Genomic DNA, 20,490 nt, shown 5'->3' with positions numbered 1-20,490 from the left:
GCGCGGCCGCGCCCGGCGGCGGCGCCGCGCTCCACCTTCACCCGGTTTGCGGCTACCCTCGGCAGCCGAGAGGCCCACCCCGTCCATCCGGTGGGCCTGACCGCTACAGGAGCCCCCGCGCATGCGCGTTCTGATTGCAGAAGACGACCCGGACATCGCTTCCGGCCTGTGCGCCTCGTTGCGCCGACAGGGACATGTGGTCGACCACGTCGACAACGGCGCGCACGCCGACGCCGCGTTGGGCTCGACCCAGTACGCGCTGCTGGTGCTGGACCTGGGCCTGCCGCAGCTGGATGGCCGTGATGTGCTGCAGCGCCTGCGCCAGCGCGGCGATGGCCTGGCGGTGCTGGTGGTGACCGCCCGCGACGGCCTGGCCGAGCGCGTGCGCGTGCTCGACCTCGGCGCCGATGACTACCTGGTCAAGCCGTTCGCGCTGGACGAGTTCGAAGCACGCGTGCGTGCGCAGCTGCGCCGGGTCACCAGCAATGGCAACCCGGACCTGCGCATCGGCCGCCTGCGTATCGATCTGGCCGGGCATCGGGTGTGGATCGACGACCAGTCGCTGGAACTGACCGCGCGCGAGTTCGGCCTGCTGTCGGCACTGGCGGTGCGCGCCGAGCGCATCGTCTCGCGCGCGCAGCTGGTGGAAGCGCTGTGCGACTGGGGCCAGGATCTGACCGACAACGGCCTGGACATCGCCCTGCACCGCCTGCGCCGCAAGCTGCAACCCGGCGGCATGGGCATCCGCACCGTGCGCGGGCTGGGCTACATGCTGGAAGACGCGCAGGACGACAGCACCCCGTGATCAGTGGCCCCCCCAGCCTGCGCCGGCGCCTGCTCGCCTTCCTGGCGTTGCCGATGCTGGGCCTGCTTACCTTCAATACGATCCTGGCCTATTACGTTGCGCTGGATTATTCCAACCGCATCCACGACCGCAACCTGATCGACGACACCCACTCGTTCGCGCAGATGCTGAGCACCATGCCGGTGACCAGCGACCTGTCTCCGCAGGCGCGCTTCCTGATCGAGTACGACCCCGACGGCCATCGCTATTTCAACGTCGACAGCAGCCGCAAGGGCACGCTGAGCGGCAATGCTGATTTCAGCCCGTATGCCCCCTCGCAGGATTGCACCGGGGTGCATCCGGCCCTGTATGACGGCAACCTCAACGGCCAGCAGGTGCGCATGGCCACCGTCTGCACGCAGGCGATGAACGATCCGCAGGACCAGCTGGCGGTGACCGTGGCCGAGAGCATGGCTGACCGCCGGCAGCGTGCGCGCGAGATCCTGATGATCATCATCCCGCTGATGACCATGCTGGCGCTGGGTACCGCAGCGCTGGTCTGGTTCGGCGTGACCTATGGCCTGCGTATCCTGACCCCGCTGAGGACCCGCCTGGCGCAGCGCCGCGGCGAACTGGCGCCGATCTCCGATGCCGACGTGCCCGAGGAGATCCAGCCACTGATCAGCACCATCGATGATCTGTTTGCCCGCCAGGCGGAAATGATCACCCTGCAGAACCGTTTCATCGCCGATGCCGCGCACCAGCTGCGTTCGCCGCTGGCGGGCATGGCCCTGCATGTGGACCAGGCACTGGCACATGGCGACCCCGATACTGTGCGCGAGGCGCTGCAGCACATCCGCCGGCTCAACCAGCGCACCGCCCGGGTCAGCACCCAGCTGCTGGCACTGAGCCGGGCGCAGACCGTGCCCGATACCGTGGAGGCACTGGACCTGTGCGAGCTGGTACCGCGGTGGGTCGGCATGCGCGTGCCCGAAGCGATCCGCGACGGCATCGACCTCGGCTACCGCGGCAGCCACCAGCCGCAGCGCGTGCTTGGCAACGGCGCCATGCTGCAGGAGGCGCTGGACAACCTGATCGACAATGCCCTGCGCTATGCCGGCCGTGATGCGACCGTCACGGTCGGCGTCCACGCATTGGATGACAATGATGTCGAGCTGTACGTGGAGGACAACGGCCCCGGCGTACCGGACGACGTGATGCCGCGGCTGGGCGAGCGCTTCTTCCGCGCGCCCGGCACCACCGCCAGCGGCACCGGGCTGGGGCTGGCCATCGCCCACGAGGCGGTGGAGCACTTCGGCGGGCGCCTGCGTTTCCTCAACCGCCCTGGTGGCGGGCTCAAGGTCGCCATCACGCTGCCGCTGCTGAAGGCGCCCTGACCCGGTCCGGGGCGTTGAAAGGCTGGCGAAAATCGCGCTTGCGATCCTGCCATCCCCACTGCCGTCCCGGAGCCGCCAGGTGACCGAATCGCACGACTTCTTCCTCCCCGGTGGCCCACAGGGCGTGCTGCTGGTCCATGGCCTGACCGGCACCCCGGCGGAAATGCGCATGCTGGGCAAGGGGCTGAACAATGCCGGCTTCACCGTCCACGGCGTGCAGCTGCCCGGTCATTGCGGCACCGTGGATGACCTGCTGGCGACCACCTGGGAACAGTGGTACCAGGGCGTGGAAGATGCGGCGGCGAGCCTGCGCGGCAAGGTTGACCAGCTGTTCGTCGGTGGTCTGTCGATGGGTGCGGTATTGTCGCTGGCGCTGGCTGCACGCCGCCCCGAGTGGGTGTCCGGCGTCGGCGTGTACGGCGCCACCTTCCGCTACGACGGCTGGAACATTCCCGCCGTGGCGCGGCTGTCGTTCCTGCTGCCGTGGTTCAAGCGCTTCAACATCGGCCGCGACCGCATGTTCATGGAAGAGCCGCCGTACGGCCTGCGTGACGAGCGCCTACGTGCGCAGGTCAGCGCCGCCATGCTGTCCGGCGACAGCGCCGCCGCCGGCCTCCCGGGCAATCCCTGGCATGCGCTGGCCGAGATGCGTGCGCTGAGCAACTGGACCCGCCGCCATCTGCACCAGGTCACCGCGCCGTGCCTGGTGATGCACGCCCGCGAGGACGACGTGGCCAGCATGGGCAATGCCGAGCTGGTGATGTCGCGGGTCAGCGGCCCGAAGGAACTGGTGGTGCTGGAAGACAGCTACCACATGATCACCATCGACCGCGAACGCCGCGACGTGATCCGCCGCAGCGCGCGCTTCTTCACCGAAATCGGTGAACGCAGCGGCGTCCTCAAGGCGGTGGCCTGAGATGGGGGCACTCGCCACGCTGCTGTGGCTGGCCAATGTCGTGCTCGATACCGGTGGCCAGCTCGCCTTCAAGGCCGCTGCCAGCGACCCACAGGATGGCGAAGGACTGCAGCGCTGGAAACACATGCTCAGCCGCCCCTGGCTGTGGATCGGCATCGCCTGCTACGTGCTTGAGTTCGTGGCCTGGATCGCGTTCCTGTCGTTGGTACCGCTGTCCAAGGGCGTGCTGCTGGGCTCGATCAACATCGTCGCGCTGATGATTGCCGGCCGCTTCCTGTTCCGCGAAAAGCTCACGCCGCTGCGGGTGACCGGCATGCTGCTGGTCACTGCGGGCGTGGCGGTGGTGGGAGCCGGCTCATGAGGCGCCTGTATGTCATCGGCTTCCCGCTGCTGATGGCCTTCGACACGCTGGCCCAGCTGTGCTTCAAGTACGCCGGTGATGCCGCGCTGCCGGTCGAGGCCAACACCGCGTGGCTGCTGCGCGTGTTGTCGCAGCCGTGGGTGTACGGCGCCATCCTCGGCTACGTGGGTGCGTTCTTCACCTGGATGAGCCTGCTGCGGCACGCGCCGATCGGTCCCGCCTTTGCTGCCTCGCACCTGGAAGTGATCAGCGTGCTGCTGCTGTCGGCGTGGCTGTTGAACGAGCCGCTGACGCTGCACCATCTGCTCGGTGCGGTCCTGATCGTGGCCGGCATCGTCTGCCTTGGCCGCGCTGAAGCGGACGACCCGCACAGCCCCGCTGAAAGCACCTCGTGAGCGGGCTGCGATGAGCCTGTTCGCGCGCGAACTGCCACCGACGGCAGGCCTGCCGATGCAGGCCAGCGATTTCCTTCCCGGTGGCGGCGACCTGCGCGACATCCTGGCCAGCCAGCTCGGCACACCACCGCTGCAGCTGACCTGTTCCGGTACGCACGCGCTGCTGATCGCACTGCGTACGCTGCGCAAGCGCGCGCCCCAGCGCGACACTGTGATCATGCCGGCCTATACCTGCCCGCTGGTGCCGATCGCGGTGCACAGCCTCGGCCTGCGCGTGCAGCTGTGCGACACCCGTCATGGCCACTTCGACTTTGATCCCGGCCAGCTCAAGCAGCTGGCCGATGCACGCACGCTGGCGATCCTGCCCACCCACCTGGGCGGTCGCACCGCCGACGTCGAGCTGGCCTGCGAGATCGCCCACCGCGCCGGCGCCTGGGTGATCGAAGATGCCGCGCAGGCACTCGGCGCACGGGTTGGCAACAGCAGTGTCGGCCTGCGTGGCGATATCGGTTTCTTCAGCCTGGCCGCCGGCAAGGGCCTGAGCCTGCACGAAGGCGGCCTGCTGGTCAGCCGCGATGACGAACTGCGCGCGGCGCTGGCTGGGCATGCCGCCGAACAGGTGCGTTTCAGCCTGCGCTGGGAGCTGTTGCGCAGCGTGCAGCTGCTGGGCCTGGCCGCCTGCTACCGCCCCGCACTGTTGTCACTGGTGTATGGCAATCCATTGCGCAGCGCGCTGCAGCGTGGCGATCTGGAAGAAGCCGTCGGTGACATCTTCCCGCTGGACATCCCACAGCACCGGGTCAGCCAGTGGCGCCAGAACATCGGTGCCCATGCTGCACGACGGTTGCCTGCGTTCCTGCAGGCCGGACGGCTGCGTGCATTGCAGCTGCGCGTGCAGCTGGCACAGCTGCCAGCGGTGGAGGTGGTCGATGGGCTGGCCGGTACCGGCGGCACCTGGCCGATGCTGATGCTGCTGCTGCCCAGCGAGCGCGCACGCGATGCCGCACTGGAGAACCTGTGGCCACGCGGTCTTGGCGCCAGCCGCATGTTCATACGCGCCCTGCCCGACTACGCCTATCTGCGTGGCATCGTGCCGCAGGCCGACGTGCCGAACGCGCGCGACTTCGCCGCACGCATGCTGACCCTCGGCAACAGCGCCTGGCAGACCCCTGAAGAGACCGCGCAGATCCTGCAGGCATTGGCTGACGCACAGCCTTGAAAGCGGATACATCCAGGCGATCCGCCCATTCACAAAGATCATTCCTGAACGCTTTCCCCGCCCGGAAATGAAGGCTTTCAACAGGAAAGGAACGAGAAAGGCTGCCTGCCTACATTGAGCCTGCCCCGGCATCACGCCGGACGTTTCTTTCATCGACGGACCTGCCCATGCGCTGGAGCATCCTGTGTGACTTCGACGGCACCATCAGCCTCGAAGATGTCATCGACTCGCTGCTGGAGAAATACGGCCAGCCGGGCTGGCAGGAACTGGAAGACCAGTGGAAAGCGGGAAAGATCGGCTCGCGCGAATGCATGCAGGGCCAGGTCAGGCTGCTGAAGCTGGACCCGGCCACGCTCGACGCCCACCTGGACCAGGTGCAGATCGATCCGGGCTTTGCCGCCTTTGTCAGCCGTGCCGAACAGCTGGGCCTGCCGCTGCGCATCGTCAGCGACGGCCTGGACCATGCGATCCACCGCATCCTCGCCAACCACGGCCTGTCGCGACTGCCGGTGGTGGCCAATCACCTGCGCTGGTGCGATGACCACTGGGAACTGGAATCGCCCTACCAGGCCGAAGGCTGCCGCAGCGGTACCTGCAAGTGCACCTGCGCCGCACAGGCGCGCGCCAACGAAGCGCCGCGCGTGCTGATGATCGGCGATGGCAGCTCGGACTTCTGTGTGTCCGAAGACGCCGACTTCGTGTTCGCCAAGCGCCGCCTGATCACCCATTGCACCCATGCCGGCATCGAGCATGCCGCCATCGATACCTTCCACGATGCAATCGCACTGCTGCCGCGCTTGCTCGATGGCAGCCTGCTGCAGCCACGTCGCATCGACGCCAGCCCGCAGCCCGCCGTACTGCCCCTGCTGCTGGCCACCGCCTGAGCACTCCCTTCCAAGCACGCCCCCGCTACCTCTTTCGAACGTCCTTCACGGAACCGAACTGCATGAACATTTTTGACAAGAACGCCGACGCCGCTGCCTCCGACGCGCAGCTGCTGGCCGACGAAGCCCGTTACAGCTCCTTCGGCGATACCGTCCACTACGTCGACCCGCCGAAGATCTTCCAGCGCGGCGAAGGCAGCTACATGTTCGACGGTGCGGGCGTGCCCTACCTCGACCTGCAGATGTGGTACTCGGCCTGCAACTTCGGCTACAGCAACAAGCGCCTGAACGACGCGCTGAAGGACCAGATCGACACCCTGCCGCAGGTCGCCAGCCAGTACCTGCACCCGACCCGCGTGCAGCTGGCCAAGACCATTGCCGTGGACATGCACGAGAAATTCGGCCTCGACGGCCGCGTGCATTTCAACGTCGGCGGCGCGCAGGCCATTGAAGACTCACTGAAGATCGTGCGCAACGCGCGTGGCGGCAAGAGCCTGATGTTCGCCTTCGAGGGTGGTTACCACGGCCGTACCCTGGGTGCGTCGTCGATCACCTCCAGCTACCGCTACCGCCGCCGCTACGGCCACTTCGGCGAGCGCGCGATGTTCATCCCGTTCCCGTACCCGTTCCGTCGCCCGAAGGGCATGACCCCGGAAGAGTATTCCGACCACTGCGTGTGGCAGTTCGAGCGCCTGTTCGAAAGCGAATACAACGGCGTGTGGGATCCCAAGGTCGGCCAGGCGGAGTACGCCGCGTTCTATGTCGAGCCGATCCAGGGCACCGGCGGCTACGTCATCCCGCCGCGCAACTTCTTCACCGGCCTCAAGCGCGTGCTGGACAAGTACGGCATCCTGATGGTGGTCGATGAAATCCAGATGGGCTTCTGGCGCACCGGCAAGCTGTGGTCGATCGAGCACTTCGGCGTGACCCCGGACGTGCTGGTGTTCGGCAAGGCGCTGACCAACGGCCTGAACCCGCTGTCGGGCCTGTGGGCACGCGAAGAGCTGATCAACCCGACCGTGTTCCCGCCGGGCTCCACCCACTCCACCTTCAACTCCAACCCGCTGGGCACCCGCCTGGGCCTGGAAGTGCTGAAGCTGGGCAAGGAAATGGATTACGAGCGCACCGTGCCGGAAAAGGGCGCGTACTTCCTCGACGGCCTGCGTGGCCTGCAGAAGCGCCACCCGGAAATCGGCGATGTCGACGGCCTGGGCCTGGCCCTGCGTGCCGAAATCTGCCAGACCGACGGCTACACCCCGAACAAGGAACTGCTGGACCGCATGGTCGACATCGGCCTGGCCGGTGACCTGCTGCACGACGGCAAGCGCATGGGCCTCGTGCTCGACGTGGGTGGCTGGTACAAGAACGTGATCACCTTCGCGCCGTCGCTGGACATCAGCTACGAAGAGATCGACCTGGCGATCACCCTGCTCGACCAGGCGCTGACCAAGGCCAAGGGCTGAGGTCGGATGCGCTGCCGGTTCCCGTGCCGATGGAGATGACGTCACGCGCGTCCAGCACCGCGCTGGAACCGGCCGCGCTGCTGGAGGGCTTCCTGGCCCACCCGCCGCTCGGATTCGAGGCGGGACGCCTTCCCAGCGGCCTGCCGACCTTCCGTGCGCCGCTGGACCTGACCACCACCATGGACGACGACCTGCGCGGCAAGCTGCTTGGCCTGCCGCTGTCGCGCCTGTGGCGGCCCTGGATCACCTGGAAGACCCGCTTCGTCGGTGCCACCAGCACCGAGTACACCCCGCTGCCCGCGCACGTCGCACCAGAGGCATTGGCCGAGGACGTGACGCGTCACGCGATCGGCGATACCCGGCTGCTGGTGGTCAAGGACCTGGCGATCGATTCGCCGCTGCTGGACGACGCGGCCAACGCACACAGCGGTGCCTTCCTGCAGGCGCTGCTGGCACGCGGCTTCGTTGAACTGGAAGGCATGCCGCTGGCCTGGGTGGCGATCGATTTCGATTCGCTTGATGGCTATCTCGGCCGCCTGTCGTCCTCGCGCCGCAAGAACATCCGGCGCAAACTGCGTTCGCGTGACGAGCTGCAGATCGACTGCATCGCCACCGGCGATCCGGCCCTGGCCGACCCGCAGCTGCAGGCCGAACTGTATGCGCTGTACCTGGGCGTGTACGCGCAGAGCGCGGTGCATTTCGACCAGCTCGACCTGCCCTACTTCCAGCACCTGCTGGCCGACAGCCTGGGCCAGGGACGGATGTTCCTGTATCGCCACCAGGGCCAGCTGATCGGCTGGAACCTGTGTTACATCCACGCCGGCAAGCTGGTGGACAAGTACATCGGCCTGGCCTATCCGCAGTCCCGCGAGCACAACCTGTACGCGGTCAGCTGGATGCACAACCTCGAGTACGCACTGCAGCACGGCCTGAGCCACTACGTGGCCGGCTGGACCGACTCGCGGATCAAGGCCGAACTGGGCGCCAGGTTCACCTCCACCCGGCACGCGATCCACGCACGCTCCCCACTGCTGCGCGCCGCCCTGCGCAGGCTGGCCCCGTACCTGCAGGGCGAAGCTGATGGAGGCGGTTGAACGATGCCGTTGCGCTCCCCGTTGATCCTGGACCTGGACGGTGGCGTGCTGCCGCTGCCCCAGGCGCAGACCCTGGCCCTGCCGCAATGGCACGATCCACTGCGCTTCGCCTGCAGCAATGCCACCCTCGACCGTTTCGCCGCTGAAGTGCTGGCACCGCTGCCGGCCCAGCTCGGCACGGTGATGCTCGGCAGTGGCGATTTCCACCACCTCAGCCTGCCGCTGCTGCGTCGCATGCGCGCGCAGGCGCCGTTCCAGCTGGTGGTGCTGGACAACCATCCAGACAACATGCGTTTCCCGTTCGGCATGCACTGCGGTTCATGGGTGAACGCGGCCAGCAAGCTGCCGCAGATCTCGCACATCCATGTGCTCGGCATCACCTCCAGCGACATCGGCCTCGGCCACGCCTGGGAAAACCACTGGCGCCCGCTGATGGGCGGGCGGTTGACGTACTGGTGCATGGACGTGGACGTGGGCTGGGGGCACCGCCTCGGCATGGGCCACGCCTTCCGCCGTTTCGAGCATCCCGAAGCGCTGGTGGCCGCGTTCGCCGCCGAGCAGGCCAAGTCGCCGCAGCCAGCCTACCTGTCGATCGACAAGGACGTGTTCGCTGAAGACGTCGCCCGCAGCAACTGGGACCAGGGCCGCTTCCAGCTGGAGCACGCACTGGTGGTGATCGAGGCGCTGCGCGCCGGCGGCCTGGTCGGCAGTGACATCACCGGGGAAGTGTCGCTGGCCAACTACCAGAGCCGCTTCAAGCGCTGGCTGTCGTCGCTGGATGGTCAGCCCGACGTCAGCGCAGAGGATCTACCGGTGTGGCAGGCGCGGCACCAGCAGGTGAACCGCGAACTGCTGGCCGCGATGGCCGCCGTACCGACGGCCTGCTGACCGCTTCCGGTCGTGCCGGCTGCTGGCCGGCGTGGCTTCGGTAGTGCCGGCCGCTGGCCGGCAATGCCAACCAAGGTTGGCAACTACCAGACCCAGGCAGAGTCGGTAGTGCCGGCCGCTGGCCGGCATCCTTGTGAGCCCGGGAACAATGAGGATGCCGGCCAGCGGCCGGCACTACACTGGACGCCTGCCCCAGGAGCCCTCGCCATGCCCCAGACCGTCATCCCGCAGCTACGCATGCGCCATGCCGATACCACCCTGCCGTTCTACGTGCAGGGGCTGGGCTTCGTGGTTGACTGGGAACACCGCTTCGAACCCGGCTTCCCACTGTTCGCCCAGCTCACCCGCGACGGCCAGACGATCTTCCTCACCGAACACAGCGGCGACTGCGAAGTCGGCGGCGCGGTGTACTTCATCGTCGAGGACGTCGACGCCCTGCATCGTGCCTTCAGTGCCGCAGGCGTCCCCATCGAACAGCCGCCGCATGACACCGAATGGGGCAGCCGCGAGATGCTGCTGCGTGACCCTGACGGCAACCGCCTGCGCTTCGCCACCGACGCCAGCTGAACCGGGCGGCCTTGAGCTGGATATACGAAACATATACGCTTCGTATATCCACTCCTCTAGGACCGCCCATGGGCATCGTCAACATCGATGACACCCTGCACGACCAGCTGCGTCGTGCCTGCACCGTCTCCAGCCGCTCGATCAATGCCCAGGCCAACTTCTGGATCCGGGTCGGCATGCTGTGCGAGATGAATCCCACGCTGAGCTTCCAGGACATCGTTGCCAGCGAACTTCGGGCGGCCGGCGTGCAGCCGCCGCTGCTGGCACCGGGACAGGTCTGAGCAGATGGCGATCATCAAGCGCCCCGACGAGATCGCGCTGATGGCCGAATCGGGCCGCCTGCTGGCGCAGGTGTTCGCCGCGCTCGACCGGCTGCCGCTGCAGGGCCGCAGCACCATGGAGATCAACGATTTCGTCGAACGCATGATCGTCGATGAACTGCAGGCGAGGCCGGCCAGCAAGGGCCAGTACGGCTTCCCCTACGTGCTCAATACCTCGATCGACAACGTGATCTGCCACGGCGTACCCAGCACCACCGACGTGCTGCGCAACGGCCAGATCGTCAACCTCGACATCACCCTGGAGAAGAACGGCTACATCGCCGACTCCAGCACCACCTACCTGGTGGGCGAGGTCGACTACGCCGCGCGCAGGCTGGTGCAGACCGCCTACCAGGCGATGTGGAAGGGCATCGCTGCGGTCCGCCCCGGCGCGCGCCTGGGTGACATCGGCCACGCCATCGCCCGCCACGCGCGCAGCCACGGCTACAGCGTGGTGAAGGAGTACTGCGGCCACGGCATCGGCCAGGAGATGCACGAGGAACCGCAGATCCTGCACTACGGCCATCCCAACACCGGCATGGTGCTGGAAGAAGGCATGGTGTTCACCATCGAGCCGATGCTCAACCAGGGCAAGCCGGCCATCCGCCAGCAGCCGGACGAATGGCCGGTCTACACCCGCGACGGCAAGCTGTCGGCGCAGTTCGAGCACACCGTGGCGGTTACCCGCAGCGGCGTGCGCGTATTGACCCTGCGCCCCGGCGAAACGCCGTTGTGCGCGGTGGATGCGGCCTAGAGCGGACGCAACAGCAGCAGCGTGGCGAGGCAGAGCATGAAGATCGCCACGCCTGCATCCAGTATCCGCCAGGCACCCGGCCTGCGGAACACTGGCTGCAACAGGCGCGCGCCATAGCCCAGCGTGCAGAACCAGGCCACGCTGGCAGCGCAGGCACCGGCGGCGAAGGCCCAGCGCAGTTCGCCCGGGTAACGCGTGGACAGGCTGCCCAACAGCACCACGGTATCCAGATAGACATGCGGGTTGAGCAGGGTGAAGGCCAGGCAGGTCAGCAGTACCTGCCGTCCGCTGCCGCCCTGCGCCTCGGCGGCGGCCAGCGCGCTGCCACCGCGCCATGCGCGCAGCCCCGCCTGCAGGCCATACCAGAGCAGGAAGGCCGCGCCACCGAAGCGCAGCACCTGCAGCAGCAGCGGCCACTGCAGCACCAGCGCGCCCATGCCACCGACGCCGGCCAGGATCAGCACGATGTCCGCGCCGGCACAGGCCAGCACCACCCTGCCCACATGGCGCTGCTGCAGGCCTTGGCGCAGCACGAAGGCGTTCTGCGCGCCGATGGCGATGATCAGGCCGGCACCTGCGAACAGGCCGGCGGCGGTAGCGGCGATCCACATCAGGACAGGCCAGGCAGCGAGGGGACGCGCAGGGTGCGGCCGCCGACCCTGTTTAGACAATCTGATTTTTCTTTATCCTGTGCAGGAAAACTGAAGAGGCACCGGCATGGATCTGGTACATCCGCAACTGGCCGCGTTTGCCGCGGTGCTGGAAGAAGGCAGCTTCGAGGCCGCGGCACGCCGCCTGTCGATCAGCCCGTCGGCCCTGTCGCAACGGATCAAGGCGCTGGAGGACAGGCTCGGCCAGGTACTGGTGGTACGTCAGGCACCGTGCCGCCCCACCGCCGCAGGCGAAGCGCTGCTGCGCCGGGTCCGGCCGATGCAGGCGCTGGAGGCCGAGGCATTGGCCGAGCTGCTGCCCGAGCGTGGCAGCGACGCTGCGCGCACGCCGATCCCGCTGGCGGTCAACGACGACTCGCTCGATACCTGGTTCGTGCCGGCCATCGCCGACCTGCACCAGCGCCATGGCTACCTGTTCGACCTGCGCATGGACGACCAGGACCATACCCTGCAGCTGCTGCGCGATGGCAGCGTGCTCGGCGCAGTCACTGCCGAAAGCCAGCCGGTGAAGGGTTGCAACGTGCACCCGCTCGGCGCGATGCGCTACCACGCCATCGCCTCGCCCGGCTTCGCCCGCCAGTACTTCAGCGATGGCATGCAGGCCGCGGCCCTGGCGCGCGCGCCGATGCTGGTGTTCAACCGCAAGGATGAACTGCAGTGGCGCTTCGTGCGGCGCCTGACCCGCGCGCGGCTGCAGCCGCCGCTACACTACCTGCCCTCCTCCACCGGTTTCGTCGAAGCCGCCGCGTGCGGACTCGGCTGGGGCATGGCCCCGGAAACCCTGGTCGCGCCCGCCGTGCGCGCCGGCCGCGTGGTGGTACTGGAACCCCGCCGCTGGCTCGACGTGCCGCTGTACTGGCAGCATGCCGCCGTACGTTCAAGCACGCTGCAGCACATCACCCAGGCGCTGCGCACTGCGGCCAGCGGCACCCTTCGTTGAGGACAAACCGATGACCGCAGACCCGGGCTTCACGCCGCGCGCACTACCGTTTGCGCACTTCTTCACCATTGGGACGGCATGGGCGTGATCGGCCGACGTACAAGGATGCACGGCGCGAAGACCGCGCTGGCGCTGGCAGCCTGCCTGCCACTGGCTGTGCCGGCGCAGAGTCTCACCGATGCACCCGCATTGGACTGGGAACAGGCACGGCAGCGCCTGGAGCAGGTCTCCGATGCACTGGCCGCCGCTGATGCAGCGGTGCGCAACAAGCAGGACCTGCAGGACGCCACCCGCCTGCTGCGCCTGCCGGAGATCACCGGCGAAGTGCGCCGACTGCAGTTCCAGAAGACCCTCACCCTGCCACTGGGTTCGCTGGCACCGGTGGCCGAGGCCTATGGCATCGACTCGCCGCTGTCGTTCACCGAACGCGACTGGCGTACCCGCCCGGTGGTGACCGCGGTGCTGCCGCTGTACACCGGCGGTGTGATTCCGGCCGCGCAACGTGCGGCCAGCGCCGCCCACGAACAGGCCAGTGCCGAGCGCGAAGCACAGCGCCAATCGTTGACCGTGCAGCTGGCCCAGGCCTATTTCGGCCAGCGCCTGGCCGAGCAGGCGGTGGACGTGCGCCGCGACGTGCGCGATGGCCTCAACCGCCACCTGTCCGACGCAGAGAAACTGGAACGCGAGGGCTTCGCCACCCGCGCGCAGCGCCTGCAGGCCACCGTGGCCCGCGACAAGGCCGAGCGCGAATACCAGAAGACAGTGAACGACCTGGCCACGCTGAAGGCCGCACTGGCCACGCTGCTGCGCAGTGGTGGCGAGGTACAGCCGGTGTCGCCGCTGTTCGTGCAGCGCGTGCCGCTGGAACCGGTGGCCAGCTTCGAGCGCACCGCGCAGGCACGCCAGCCGCAGATCGCACGCCTGCGGGCGATGGTGGCGCAGGCCGAACAGGGCGTGCGCGTGCAGCAGGCCAAGCTGAAACCGCAGATCTTCGCCTTCGGCCAATACGACTTCCGCCGCCGCGACGAAATGCTGACCGATCCGGACTGGGCGTTTGGCATCGGCCTGAAGTACACCTTCCTGTCGCCGAATTCGCGGCCGGCGCAGATCAGCGCCGCGCGTGCGCAGCAGGACCAGGCCGAAGCGGGCCTGCGCGAGGCCGAGAACCAGGTCGCGCTGGGCGTGCGCAAGGCCTGGAACGAACTGGAAACCGCGCGCCAGCAGTACGTGCTGCTCGACAGCAGCATTGCCCAGGCACAGGAAAACCTGCGCCTGCAGGAGCTGGCGTTCCGCGAAGGCCAGGCCACCTCGCTGGATGTGATCGACGCGCGGCTCGGCCTCGGTGGCGCCCGCGTCGAGCGCGCACAGGCCGCCTACCAATACGATATTGCGCTGGCACAATTGCTGGAGGTCAGTGGACAGATGGACCGTTTCGAAGAGTTCCGGCGGCGTGCGGACGAGGTGATCGACCATGAGTGATGTGCTGCACGACGATGCGACGACGCCCCCGGGCAAGCGCCGGTTGGGACCGATCCTGATAGTGGTGCTGCTGGTCGTGGTGGTGCTGGGCCTGTGGCTGGCCTGGCGCAACCCAGGCGACCAGATCCAGGGCATGGCCGATGCGGACACGATCAACGTGGCCGCCAAGATCACCGCGCGCGTGGCCGAGCTGAAGGTACGCGAGGGTGACCGCGTGCAGCCCGGGCAGGTGCTGTTCCTGCTCGACAGCCCGGAAGTGGCCGCCAAGGAACAGCAGGCGCACGGCGCATTGGCCGCCGCACAGGCGGTGGCCGACAAGGCCGACGAAGGCGCGCGCAGCGAAGACATCCGCGCCGCCGAAGCCAACTGGAAGCGGGCCGAAGCCGGTGCGACGCTGGCCGAAGCCACCTACCAGCGCGTGCAGAACCTGTTCAACGAAGGGGTGATGACCCGGCAGAAGCGCGATGAAGCGCATGCCCAGGCCACCAGTTCGCGTGAACTGGCCCGTGCCGCCCGCGCGCAGTACGACATGGCGTTGGCCGGCGCGCGCGAGCAGGACAAGCGTGCTGCGCAGGGCCAGGTGCAACAGGCAGAGGGGGCGGTGGCCGAAGTCAACGCCGCGCGTGTCGAAGTGGAAGGGCGCGCGCCGGTGGCCGGCGAGATCAACAAGCGCATGGCCGACCCGGGCGAACTGGTGCCAGCGGGCTATCCGGTGTTCACCCTGGTCGACATCGACCGCATGTGGGTGGCGATGAACCTGCGCGAATCGCAGATGCAGGGCCTGAAGGTCGGCAGCAAGCTGCGGGGCAGCGTGCCGGCGCTTGGCCAGGAAGGCGAGTTCGAGGTCTATTTCATCAATCCGGCCGGTGACTATGCGACCTGGCGGACCACCCGCCAGTCGTCCGGCTACGACGTCCGCAGCTTCGAGGTGCGGGTGCGCCCGGTACGCCGCATCGAGGGCTTCCGCCCCGGCATGAGCGTGCTGTTCGCATGGCCCCAGCACTGAGCCCCGACAGCAGCGGCTTCGCCGTCAGCTGGCGGCGCGAGCTGCGGTCACTGCGCGGCAACCGCGCCGACCTGCTGCTGGTCACCCTGCTGCCCCTGCTGATGCTGGCCGTGATGGCGTGGATGTTCACCCCCTCGGTGATGCGCGATATCCCGATCGCCGTGGTCGACCTCGACCACAGCAGCGACAGCCGCCTGCTGCTGCGCATGCTCGATGCCAGCCCCGGCGTGCGCATCGCCAGCCAGCCGGTGGACCTGGAAGACGCACGTTCGCAGCTGCGTCGGCTGGATGTGTTCGCCATCGTACTGGTGCCGCGCGATGTCACCCGGCAGGCATTGCGTGGACGCCAGGGCACCGTGTTCGCCTATTACAACGCCACCTACATGACCACCGGCCAGTCCGCGGCGCGCGATATCGGCGACGCGGTCTCGGCCTGGAACGCGCGCCTGCTGCGCGACCGCATCGGCCTGCAGGTCGGCCCGGGCAAGCTGCGTGCGGCACCGATCGCGGTGCAGTCGGACATCCTGTACAACCCAGCGCGCAGCTACGAGCTGTTCCTGCTGCCGCTGATCTTCCCGGCGGTGCTGTCGCTGGTGCTGGCACTTGCGGTGGCCGGCAGCCTCGGCCGCGAAATCCGCGACGGCACCCTGCCCGCCTGGCTGGGCCGCACGCCGTGGGCTGCGATTGCCGGCAAGGTCGCGCCGTACAGCCTGCTGTTCTCGCTGTATGGCGCGCTCGGCATCGGTTACCTGGCCTGGCTGCGCGGCGATGGTGTGGCGGGCAGCGTGCTCCTGCTGCTGCTCGCACAACCCCTGTTCTATCTGGCCACCGCCGCCTACGCGCTGTTCTTCGTCGGCGTCACCCGCGACATGGGCACCGCGTTGTCCGCGGTCGGCCTCAGCATCGGCACCGCACTGGCGTTCTCCAGCGCCACCTTCCCGGTGCTGGATGGCCCCCTGTTCACCCGCATCTGGCATCAGCTGCTGCCGCTCAGCGCCTACATCAAGCTGCAGACCCAGCAGCAGTTCATCGGTTCGCCGCTGCAGGTTTCGGCATGGCCGCTGGCCACGCTGCTGCTGATGTCAGTGGTGGCCGGCGGCATCGGTGGACTGCGCCTGATCGCCTTTGCGCGCACGCCTGCCGCCGCACATCCCGCAGGGGCCGACGCATGAGCGCACTCTGGCGCAGCCTGCGGCAGACCCTGATGGCGGTGCTGTGCGACCGCTATGCGATCGTGGTGATGGTCGGCGCGGTAATCCTGTACTCGTTCTTCTACCCGGCCGCGTATCGCCACCAGGTGGCCGGCAACCTGCCGGTGCTGGTGGTGGATGAAGACCACAGCGCGACCAGCCGCGAGCTGCTGCGCAAGCTCGATGCACTCCGTGTTGCGCGCGTGGTCGGACAACCGGCAGACATCGACAGCGCGCGCCAGCAGCTGGAAGCCGGCCACGCCGAAGGCATCGTGCTGATCCCGGCCAACCTGGAGCGCGACATCCTGCGCGGCCATCCGGCCAAGCTGGTGCTGCTGGGCAACGGCGCCTACCTGGGCCGTGCCAGTTGGGTGCTGGGCAGCGTGGCCGATGCACTGGGCGCGTTCGGACGTGATGCCGTGGTCGGCCAGGCCGCCTTCATGGGCGCACCGCAGGCACCACCGGTCACGCTGGTGCAGCGCCCGCTGTACAACACCCAGGAAGGCTACGGCAGCGCCATCGTGCCGGGAGTGGCCGAGCTGATCGTGCACCAGACCCTGCTGATGGGCATCGGCGTCCTGCTCGGTGGCCGTCGTCTCGCACTCGGCCGGCGCCTGCGCTTCGACCTGCCGACCCTGGCTGGCATGGCACTGGGCTTCGGCCTGATCGGCCTGTTCGGCCTGTTCTACTACGCCGGTTTCACCGCCTGGGTGCAGGACTACCCGCGCGGCGGCAATCCGCTGGGCCAGCTGCTGGGCGGCACCTTGTTCATCGCCGCCACCGTGGCCTTCGGGCTGTTCGTCGGCAGCTTTTTCCGCACCCGCGAACGCGCCTTCCAGTACATCATCGCCACCTCGATCCCGCTGTTCTTCCTGGCCAACCTGTCGTGGCCGGCAGCGATGACGCCACAACCGCTGGTCTGGCTGGCGCAGCTGTTGCCGACCACCTCGGGCATCAACCTGATGGTGCGCCTGAACCAGATGGACGCCAGCCTGGCCGAAGTCAGCCACGAACTGATCACCCTCACCGTCCTGCTTGTGCTCTACGGCAGCCTTGCCAGCTGGCGCCTCCTCGCAAAAAAGGGGACGGAGGGGATTAAGTCGTAAGCGGCCGGTTTGGGGAATTACGACTTAATCCCCTCCGTCCCCTTTTCCTGCAACGAAGAACGCCGGCGCGAGGCCGGCGTTCGGATACTGCATCGTGGAAGGGCCAACCAGGTCGGTCAATCAGCGGTAGACGCGCTCGCAGCGGCGTTCCACCACGCGGTCGCCGTTCTTCTGCTGGCTGTTGCCCTGGATCTGGCGACCGGCTGCACCACCGGCGACGGCGCCGGCCACGGTAGCCAGTTTCTTGCCATTGCCGCCGCCCACCTGGTTGCCCAGCAGGCCGCCGATCACCGCGCCGGTGGCAGTACCGGCAATGCGATTGGGATCGCGCGAGTTGCGCTGCACTTCCACGTTCTTGCAGACCACGCGGCTGCCATCGTTGAATCGGCGTCCTTCATCGCGCGGCCCGTAGGTCTGCGCACCGGCCACCGACGTAGCCGCCAGCAGCGTGCCCAGCACAAGCAATCGGGTCGAGGTCTTCATGGCCATCTCCTGCGTTCCGGTATGGCGCAAGTGTCCTCCCGCGGTTGGCAACCGGAAGTGAAATACGCGTGTCCGCCGCCTCATCGGCCATCGCGCGTTCAGGAAGAAAATCCGCGCCCATCACGACCAGCCATCGTGATGGGCGCCGTCTCCCTACCGGCGTGCTGCCTTGCTAGAACTCTTCCCAGCCCCCGGCGTTGGCCGCCAGTGTCGGTTCGATGCGGGGTGAAAGCGCAGCGGGCCGACGCACCGGGGTGACCGTCGCAGCCACCGCTGCCAACGCAGGGCGTACCACTGCCGCTGCCGTGGCGGCGCCTGTGCGGAACACCGATACCGCCTCGGCCAGCAGGTTGGCCTGCTCTTCCATCGAACGTGCCGCCGCGCTGGCTTCTTCCACCAGCGCCGCATTCTGCTGAGTGGTCTCGTCCATCTGCACCACCGCCTGGTTGACCTGCTCGATACCCGAACTCTGTTCCTGCGAAGCGGCGGAGATGTCGGCCATGATGTCAGTCACGCGCTGCACCGAGGCCACGATCTCGCCCATCGTGGTGCCCGCCTGGCGGACCAGCGCCGAGCCATCGGCGACCTTGCCGACCGAATCCTCGATCAGCCCCTTGATCTCCTTGGCCGCACCCGCCGAGCGCTGCGCCAGCGTACGCACTTCGCTGGCCACCACTGCGAAGCCCCTGCCCTGTTCCCCGGCACGCGCAGCTTCGACCGCCGCGTTCAATGCCAGGATGTTGGTCTGGAAGGCGATGCCGTCGATGACCGAAATGATCTCGGCGATCTTCTTCGACGAGGCCTCGATGGCCGACATCGTGGTCACCACCTGGCCCACCACTTCACCGCCCTGGGACGCAACACCGTGCGCGCCGATGGCCAATTGGTTGGCCTGCCGTGCATGCTCGGCATTCTGCTTCACGGTGGAGGTCAGCTCCTCCATCGATGCCGCCGTTTCTTCCAGGTTCGCCGCCTGCTGTTCGGTACGCCGCGACAGGTCGGTGTTGCCCGAAGCAATTTCACCTGCGGCCAGATTGATGCTGGAGGCGCTGGACTGGATGCGGCCGACGATCTGCTTGAGCTGATCGACGGTGGCATTGCAGTCATCACGCATGCGGGCGAACACGCCGTGGAAGTCACCCTGCATGCGTACGGTCAGGTCGCCGCGCGAGATCGCCTGCAGCAGGGTCGACACCTGCACCAGGTTCTCGTCGGTGGTCTTCATCAGGCGATTGAGCCCGGCCACCATGTCGCGGAAATCGTAGGCGAAGCGGTCTTCATCGCCGCGCAGGCTGAAGTCACCGGCCGCTGCAGCGGTTGCCAGCCGGCGGATCTCGCTGTTGATCGCCGACAGGCTGGACTTGGTCTCGTCCATGGCCTGGGTGATCGCCGCCTTCTCGCCGGGCAGCGGATCCATGTCCACCGACAGATCGCCGCGGGCGTAGTGCTTCATCACCTCGATCAGCCGGTTCTGTACCTGCACGTGCGAACCGACCAGCGCATTCGTCTCGTGCACCATGCGTCCGTAGTCGCCGGGGAATGCGCTCTCGTCCATGCGGTAGCTGAGGCTGCCCGCATCGTGCTGGCGTGCCAGCTCCCCCTGCGCGGCCATGACCGACTGCAGCTGCGCCTGCATGCGCTGCATCGACCTGAGCAGCTGGGTCACCTCATCGTTGCCCGAGGCATCGATGACACTGTCCAGGCGACCACCAGCGATGCCGTCAGCCAACTTCACCGCCCCTTCCAGCGGGCGGGTGAGGCTGCGGGTGATCGCCCAGGCGGCCAGCGAACCGAGCAACAGGCTCATCACACCGAACACGATCGACAACGTGCCGGTCCAGGACTCGGTTGATCGGTACTCCTCGCGGCTGCGCGCGGTCAGCGTCTCCTGATGCCGCAGCAAGCTCGAGATGGCTTCGTTCCACGCGGTTGCCAGCCCGTGCTCGGCGAGCAGTTCCTTGGCCGCGCCGTCGAAATCACCGGCCTTCATGCGCTCGTGCAGATGCTGGGTGGAGGCATCGGTGGCCTTGCGTGCCGCGTCGATTTTCGCAACCAGCGCATCGCCGGTGGCATCGCGCGGAATCTTGATGTACTTGGCCCAGATGCCGTCGTAGGTCTGCGACAACTCCTGCGCCTTCTGATAATCCCTGTCGAAATCCTCGCCACGCTTGATCACCATCAGGCGCCGATGCATCAGCACCGCATTGTTGGTATCCAGCATGTCGTTCAACAGCCGCATCTTCACCATGTTGACGTCCACCACTTTCTCGAACTGGGCGGATTTCAGGTGATTTCCGTACAGCACCAGGCCAATGATGGCCATGATGAACAGCAGCAGCAGACCGAAGCCGGCGCCAAGCCGGGATCCCACACGGAGATTACGTAAGGCAAGCATCTCAATTCCCTTGATCGTGGCCGTACGTTCGATGGCGGCGCAGCGCAGGGAAACTTTATGGGAGTTTATATATGGAACGATCCAAATATATGGAACTGTGCAGACAGGCATGAAATCCGGCAGTTAATCGCGGTGCCGCACGGATTTTCTCCACCACTGAAATCCCGACGCACAAGGA

At 67.3% G+C, this 20,490-nt stretch carries 21 protein-coding genes; 18 read left to right on the top strand and 3 right to left on the bottom strand.

Features of this window, described 5'->3' with window-relative positions; genetic code table 11:
* Nucleotides 1-121: 121 nt before the first annotated feature.
* From SriyCCGPB3_RS06155 to map, 13 genes are all read left to right on the top strand, one after another.
* Complete coding sequence (locus tag SriyCCGPB3_RS06155) at nt 122-805, top strand: response regulator (protein WP_005408670.1); 684 nt, start codon at nt 122-124, stop codon at nt 803-805.
* Nucleotides 802-2,181: a sensor histidine kinase gene (locus SriyCCGPB3_RS06150; RefSeq protein ID WP_324187370.1), complete on the top strand. Its 1,380-nt coding sequence runs from the start codon at nt 802-804 to the stop codon at nt 2,179-2,181. Before SriyCCGPB3_RS06155 ends, SriyCCGPB3_RS06150 begins: the two co-directional genes overlap by 4 nt.
* A 79-nt stretch (nt 2,182-2,260) precedes the next feature.
* Nucleotides 2,261-3,097, top strand: a complete 837-nt coding sequence (locus tag SriyCCGPB3_RS06145; RefSeq protein WP_049446362.1) for an alpha/beta hydrolase — start codon at nt 2,261-2,263, stop codon at nt 3,095-3,097.
* Between the two features lies 1 nt (nt 3,098).
* Nucleotides 3,099-3,458: an EamA family transporter gene (locus SriyCCGPB3_RS06140; RefSeq protein WP_006425769.1), complete on the top strand. Its 360-nt coding sequence runs from the start codon at nt 3,099-3,101 to the stop codon at nt 3,456-3,458.
* The gene (locus tag SriyCCGPB3_RS06135) at nt 3,455-3,853 is read left to right on the top strand and encodes a DMT family transporter (protein WP_049446815.1); all 399 of its coding nucleotides are present in this window, start codon (nt 3,455-3,457) and stop codon (nt 3,851-3,853) included. Before SriyCCGPB3_RS06140 ends, SriyCCGPB3_RS06135 begins: the two co-directional genes overlap by 4 nt.
* 10 nt (nt 3,854-3,863) lie before the next feature.
* The gene (locus SriyCCGPB3_RS06130) at nt 3,864-5,072 is read left to right on the top strand and encodes a DegT/DnrJ/EryC1/StrS family aminotransferase (RefSeq protein ID WP_153856858.1); all 1,209 of its coding nucleotides are present in this window, start codon (nt 3,864-3,866) and stop codon (nt 5,070-5,072) included.
* A 167-nt stretch (nt 5,073-5,239) separates the two neighbouring features.
* Nucleotides 5,240-5,956, top strand: a complete 717-nt coding sequence (locus SriyCCGPB3_RS06125) for an MtnX-like HAD-IB family phosphatase (RefSeq protein WP_153856857.1) — start codon at nt 5,240-5,242, stop codon at nt 5,954-5,956.
* A gap of 62 nt (nt 5,957-6,018) precedes the next feature.
* Nucleotides 6,019-7,419, top strand: a complete 1,401-nt coding sequence (locus SriyCCGPB3_RS06120) for an aspartate aminotransferase family protein (protein WP_012510460.1) — start codon at nt 6,019-6,021, stop codon at nt 7,417-7,419.
* Nucleotides 7,420-7,448: 29 nt separating this feature from the next.
* Nucleotides 7,449-8,513 carry a GNAT family N-acetyltransferase gene (locus tag SriyCCGPB3_RS06115; RefSeq protein ID WP_149908612.1) on the top strand — a complete coding sequence of 355 codons (1,065 nt, stop codon included), beginning with the start codon at nt 7,449-7,451 and terminating at the stop codon, nt 8,511-8,513.
* Between the two features lie 3 nt (nt 8,514-8,516).
* Nucleotides 8,517-9,401 carry an arginase family protein gene (locus SriyCCGPB3_RS06110; RefSeq protein ID WP_153856856.1) on the top strand — a complete coding sequence of 295 codons (885 nt, stop codon included), beginning with the start codon at nt 8,517-8,519 and terminating at the stop codon, nt 9,399-9,401.
* Nucleotides 9,402-9,608: 207 nt separating this feature from the next.
* The gene (locus tag SriyCCGPB3_RS06105) at nt 9,609-9,968 is read left to right on the top strand and encodes a bleomycin resistance protein (protein ID WP_071228487.1); all 360 of its coding nucleotides are present in this window, start codon (nt 9,609-9,611) and stop codon (nt 9,966-9,968) included.
* Between the two features lie 68 nt (nt 9,969-10,036).
* Complete coding sequence (locus SriyCCGPB3_RS06100; RefSeq protein ID WP_005415768.1) at nt 10,037-10,249, top strand: ParD-like family protein; 213 nt, start codon at nt 10,037-10,039, stop codon at nt 10,247-10,249.
* A 10-nt stretch (nt 10,250-10,259) separates the two neighbouring features.
* On the top strand, nt 10,260-11,042 hold the full coding sequence (gene map / locus SriyCCGPB3_RS06095; protein WP_324187374.1) for a type I methionyl aminopeptidase: 783 nt from the start codon (nt 10,260-10,262) through the stop codon (nt 11,040-11,042).
* Here map and SriyCCGPB3_RS06090 read toward each other — a convergent pair.
* Entirely contained in the window at nt 11,039-11,653 is a 615-nt protein-coding gene (locus tag SriyCCGPB3_RS06090) for a LysE/ArgO family amino acid transporter (RefSeq protein WP_153856854.1), read from the bottom strand. The genes map and SriyCCGPB3_RS06090 overlap by 4 nt on opposite strands.
* 106 nt (nt 11,654-11,759) lie before the next feature.
* Between SriyCCGPB3_RS06090 and SriyCCGPB3_RS06085 the strand changes: the two genes are divergently transcribed.
* The 5 genes from SriyCCGPB3_RS06085 to SriyCCGPB3_RS06065 all read left to right on the top strand — a co-directional run bounded on the left by SriyCCGPB3_RS06085 (nt 11,760) and on the right by SriyCCGPB3_RS06065 (nt 17,434).
* On the top strand, nt 11,760-12,653 hold the full coding sequence (locus SriyCCGPB3_RS06085) for a LysR family transcriptional regulator ArgP (protein ID WP_071228490.1): 894 nt from the start codon (nt 11,760-11,762) through the stop codon (nt 12,651-12,653).
* A gap of 78 nt (nt 12,654-12,731) precedes the next feature.
* A complete protein-coding gene (locus SriyCCGPB3_RS06080; RefSeq protein ID WP_153856853.1) occupies nt 12,732-14,132 on the top strand; it encodes a TolC family protein in 1,401 nt (466 codons plus the stop codon).
* Complete coding sequence (locus SriyCCGPB3_RS06075) at nt 14,125-15,138, top strand: HlyD family secretion protein (protein ID WP_153856852.1); 1,014 nt, start codon at nt 14,125-14,127, stop codon at nt 15,136-15,138. Before SriyCCGPB3_RS06080 ends, SriyCCGPB3_RS06075 begins: the two co-directional genes overlap by 8 nt.
* Nucleotides 15,123-16,310, top strand: coding sequence for an ABC transporter permease (locus tag SriyCCGPB3_RS06070; protein WP_153856851.1), 1,188 nt, complete (start codon nt 15,123-15,125; stop codon nt 16,308-16,310). Before SriyCCGPB3_RS06075 ends, SriyCCGPB3_RS06070 begins: the two co-directional genes overlap by 16 nt.
* Nucleotides 16,307-17,434 carry an ABC transporter permease gene (locus tag SriyCCGPB3_RS06065; RefSeq protein WP_153856850.1) on the top strand — a complete coding sequence of 376 codons (1,128 nt, stop codon included), beginning with the start codon at nt 16,307-16,309 and terminating at the stop codon, nt 17,432-17,434. The genes SriyCCGPB3_RS06070 and SriyCCGPB3_RS06065 overlap by 4 nt, the downstream gene beginning before the upstream one ends.
* 120 nt (nt 17,435-17,554) lie before the next feature.
* Here SriyCCGPB3_RS06065 and SriyCCGPB3_RS06060 read toward each other — a convergent pair whose 3' ends face one another.
* Entirely contained in the window at nt 17,555-17,923 is a 369-nt protein-coding gene (locus SriyCCGPB3_RS06060) for a glycine zipper 2TM domain-containing protein (protein ID WP_110711644.1), read from the bottom strand.
* 166 nt (nt 17,924-18,089) lie between these two features.
* Nucleotides 18,090-20,312: a methyl-accepting chemotaxis protein gene (locus SriyCCGPB3_RS06055; RefSeq protein ID WP_153856849.1), complete on the bottom strand. Its 2,223-nt coding sequence runs from the start codon at nt 20,310-20,312 to the stop codon at nt 18,090-18,092.
* Nucleotides 20,313-20,490: the final 178 nt, after the last annotated feature.

The sequence above is a fragment of the Stenotrophomonas riyadhensis genome, assembly GCF_040256885.1.
Lineage (GTDB): Bacteria > Pseudomonadota > Gammaproteobacteria > Xanthomonadales > Xanthomonadaceae > Stenotrophomonas > Stenotrophomonas riyadhensis.
This window is presented reverse-complemented; position numbering and strand designations above follow the sequence as displayed.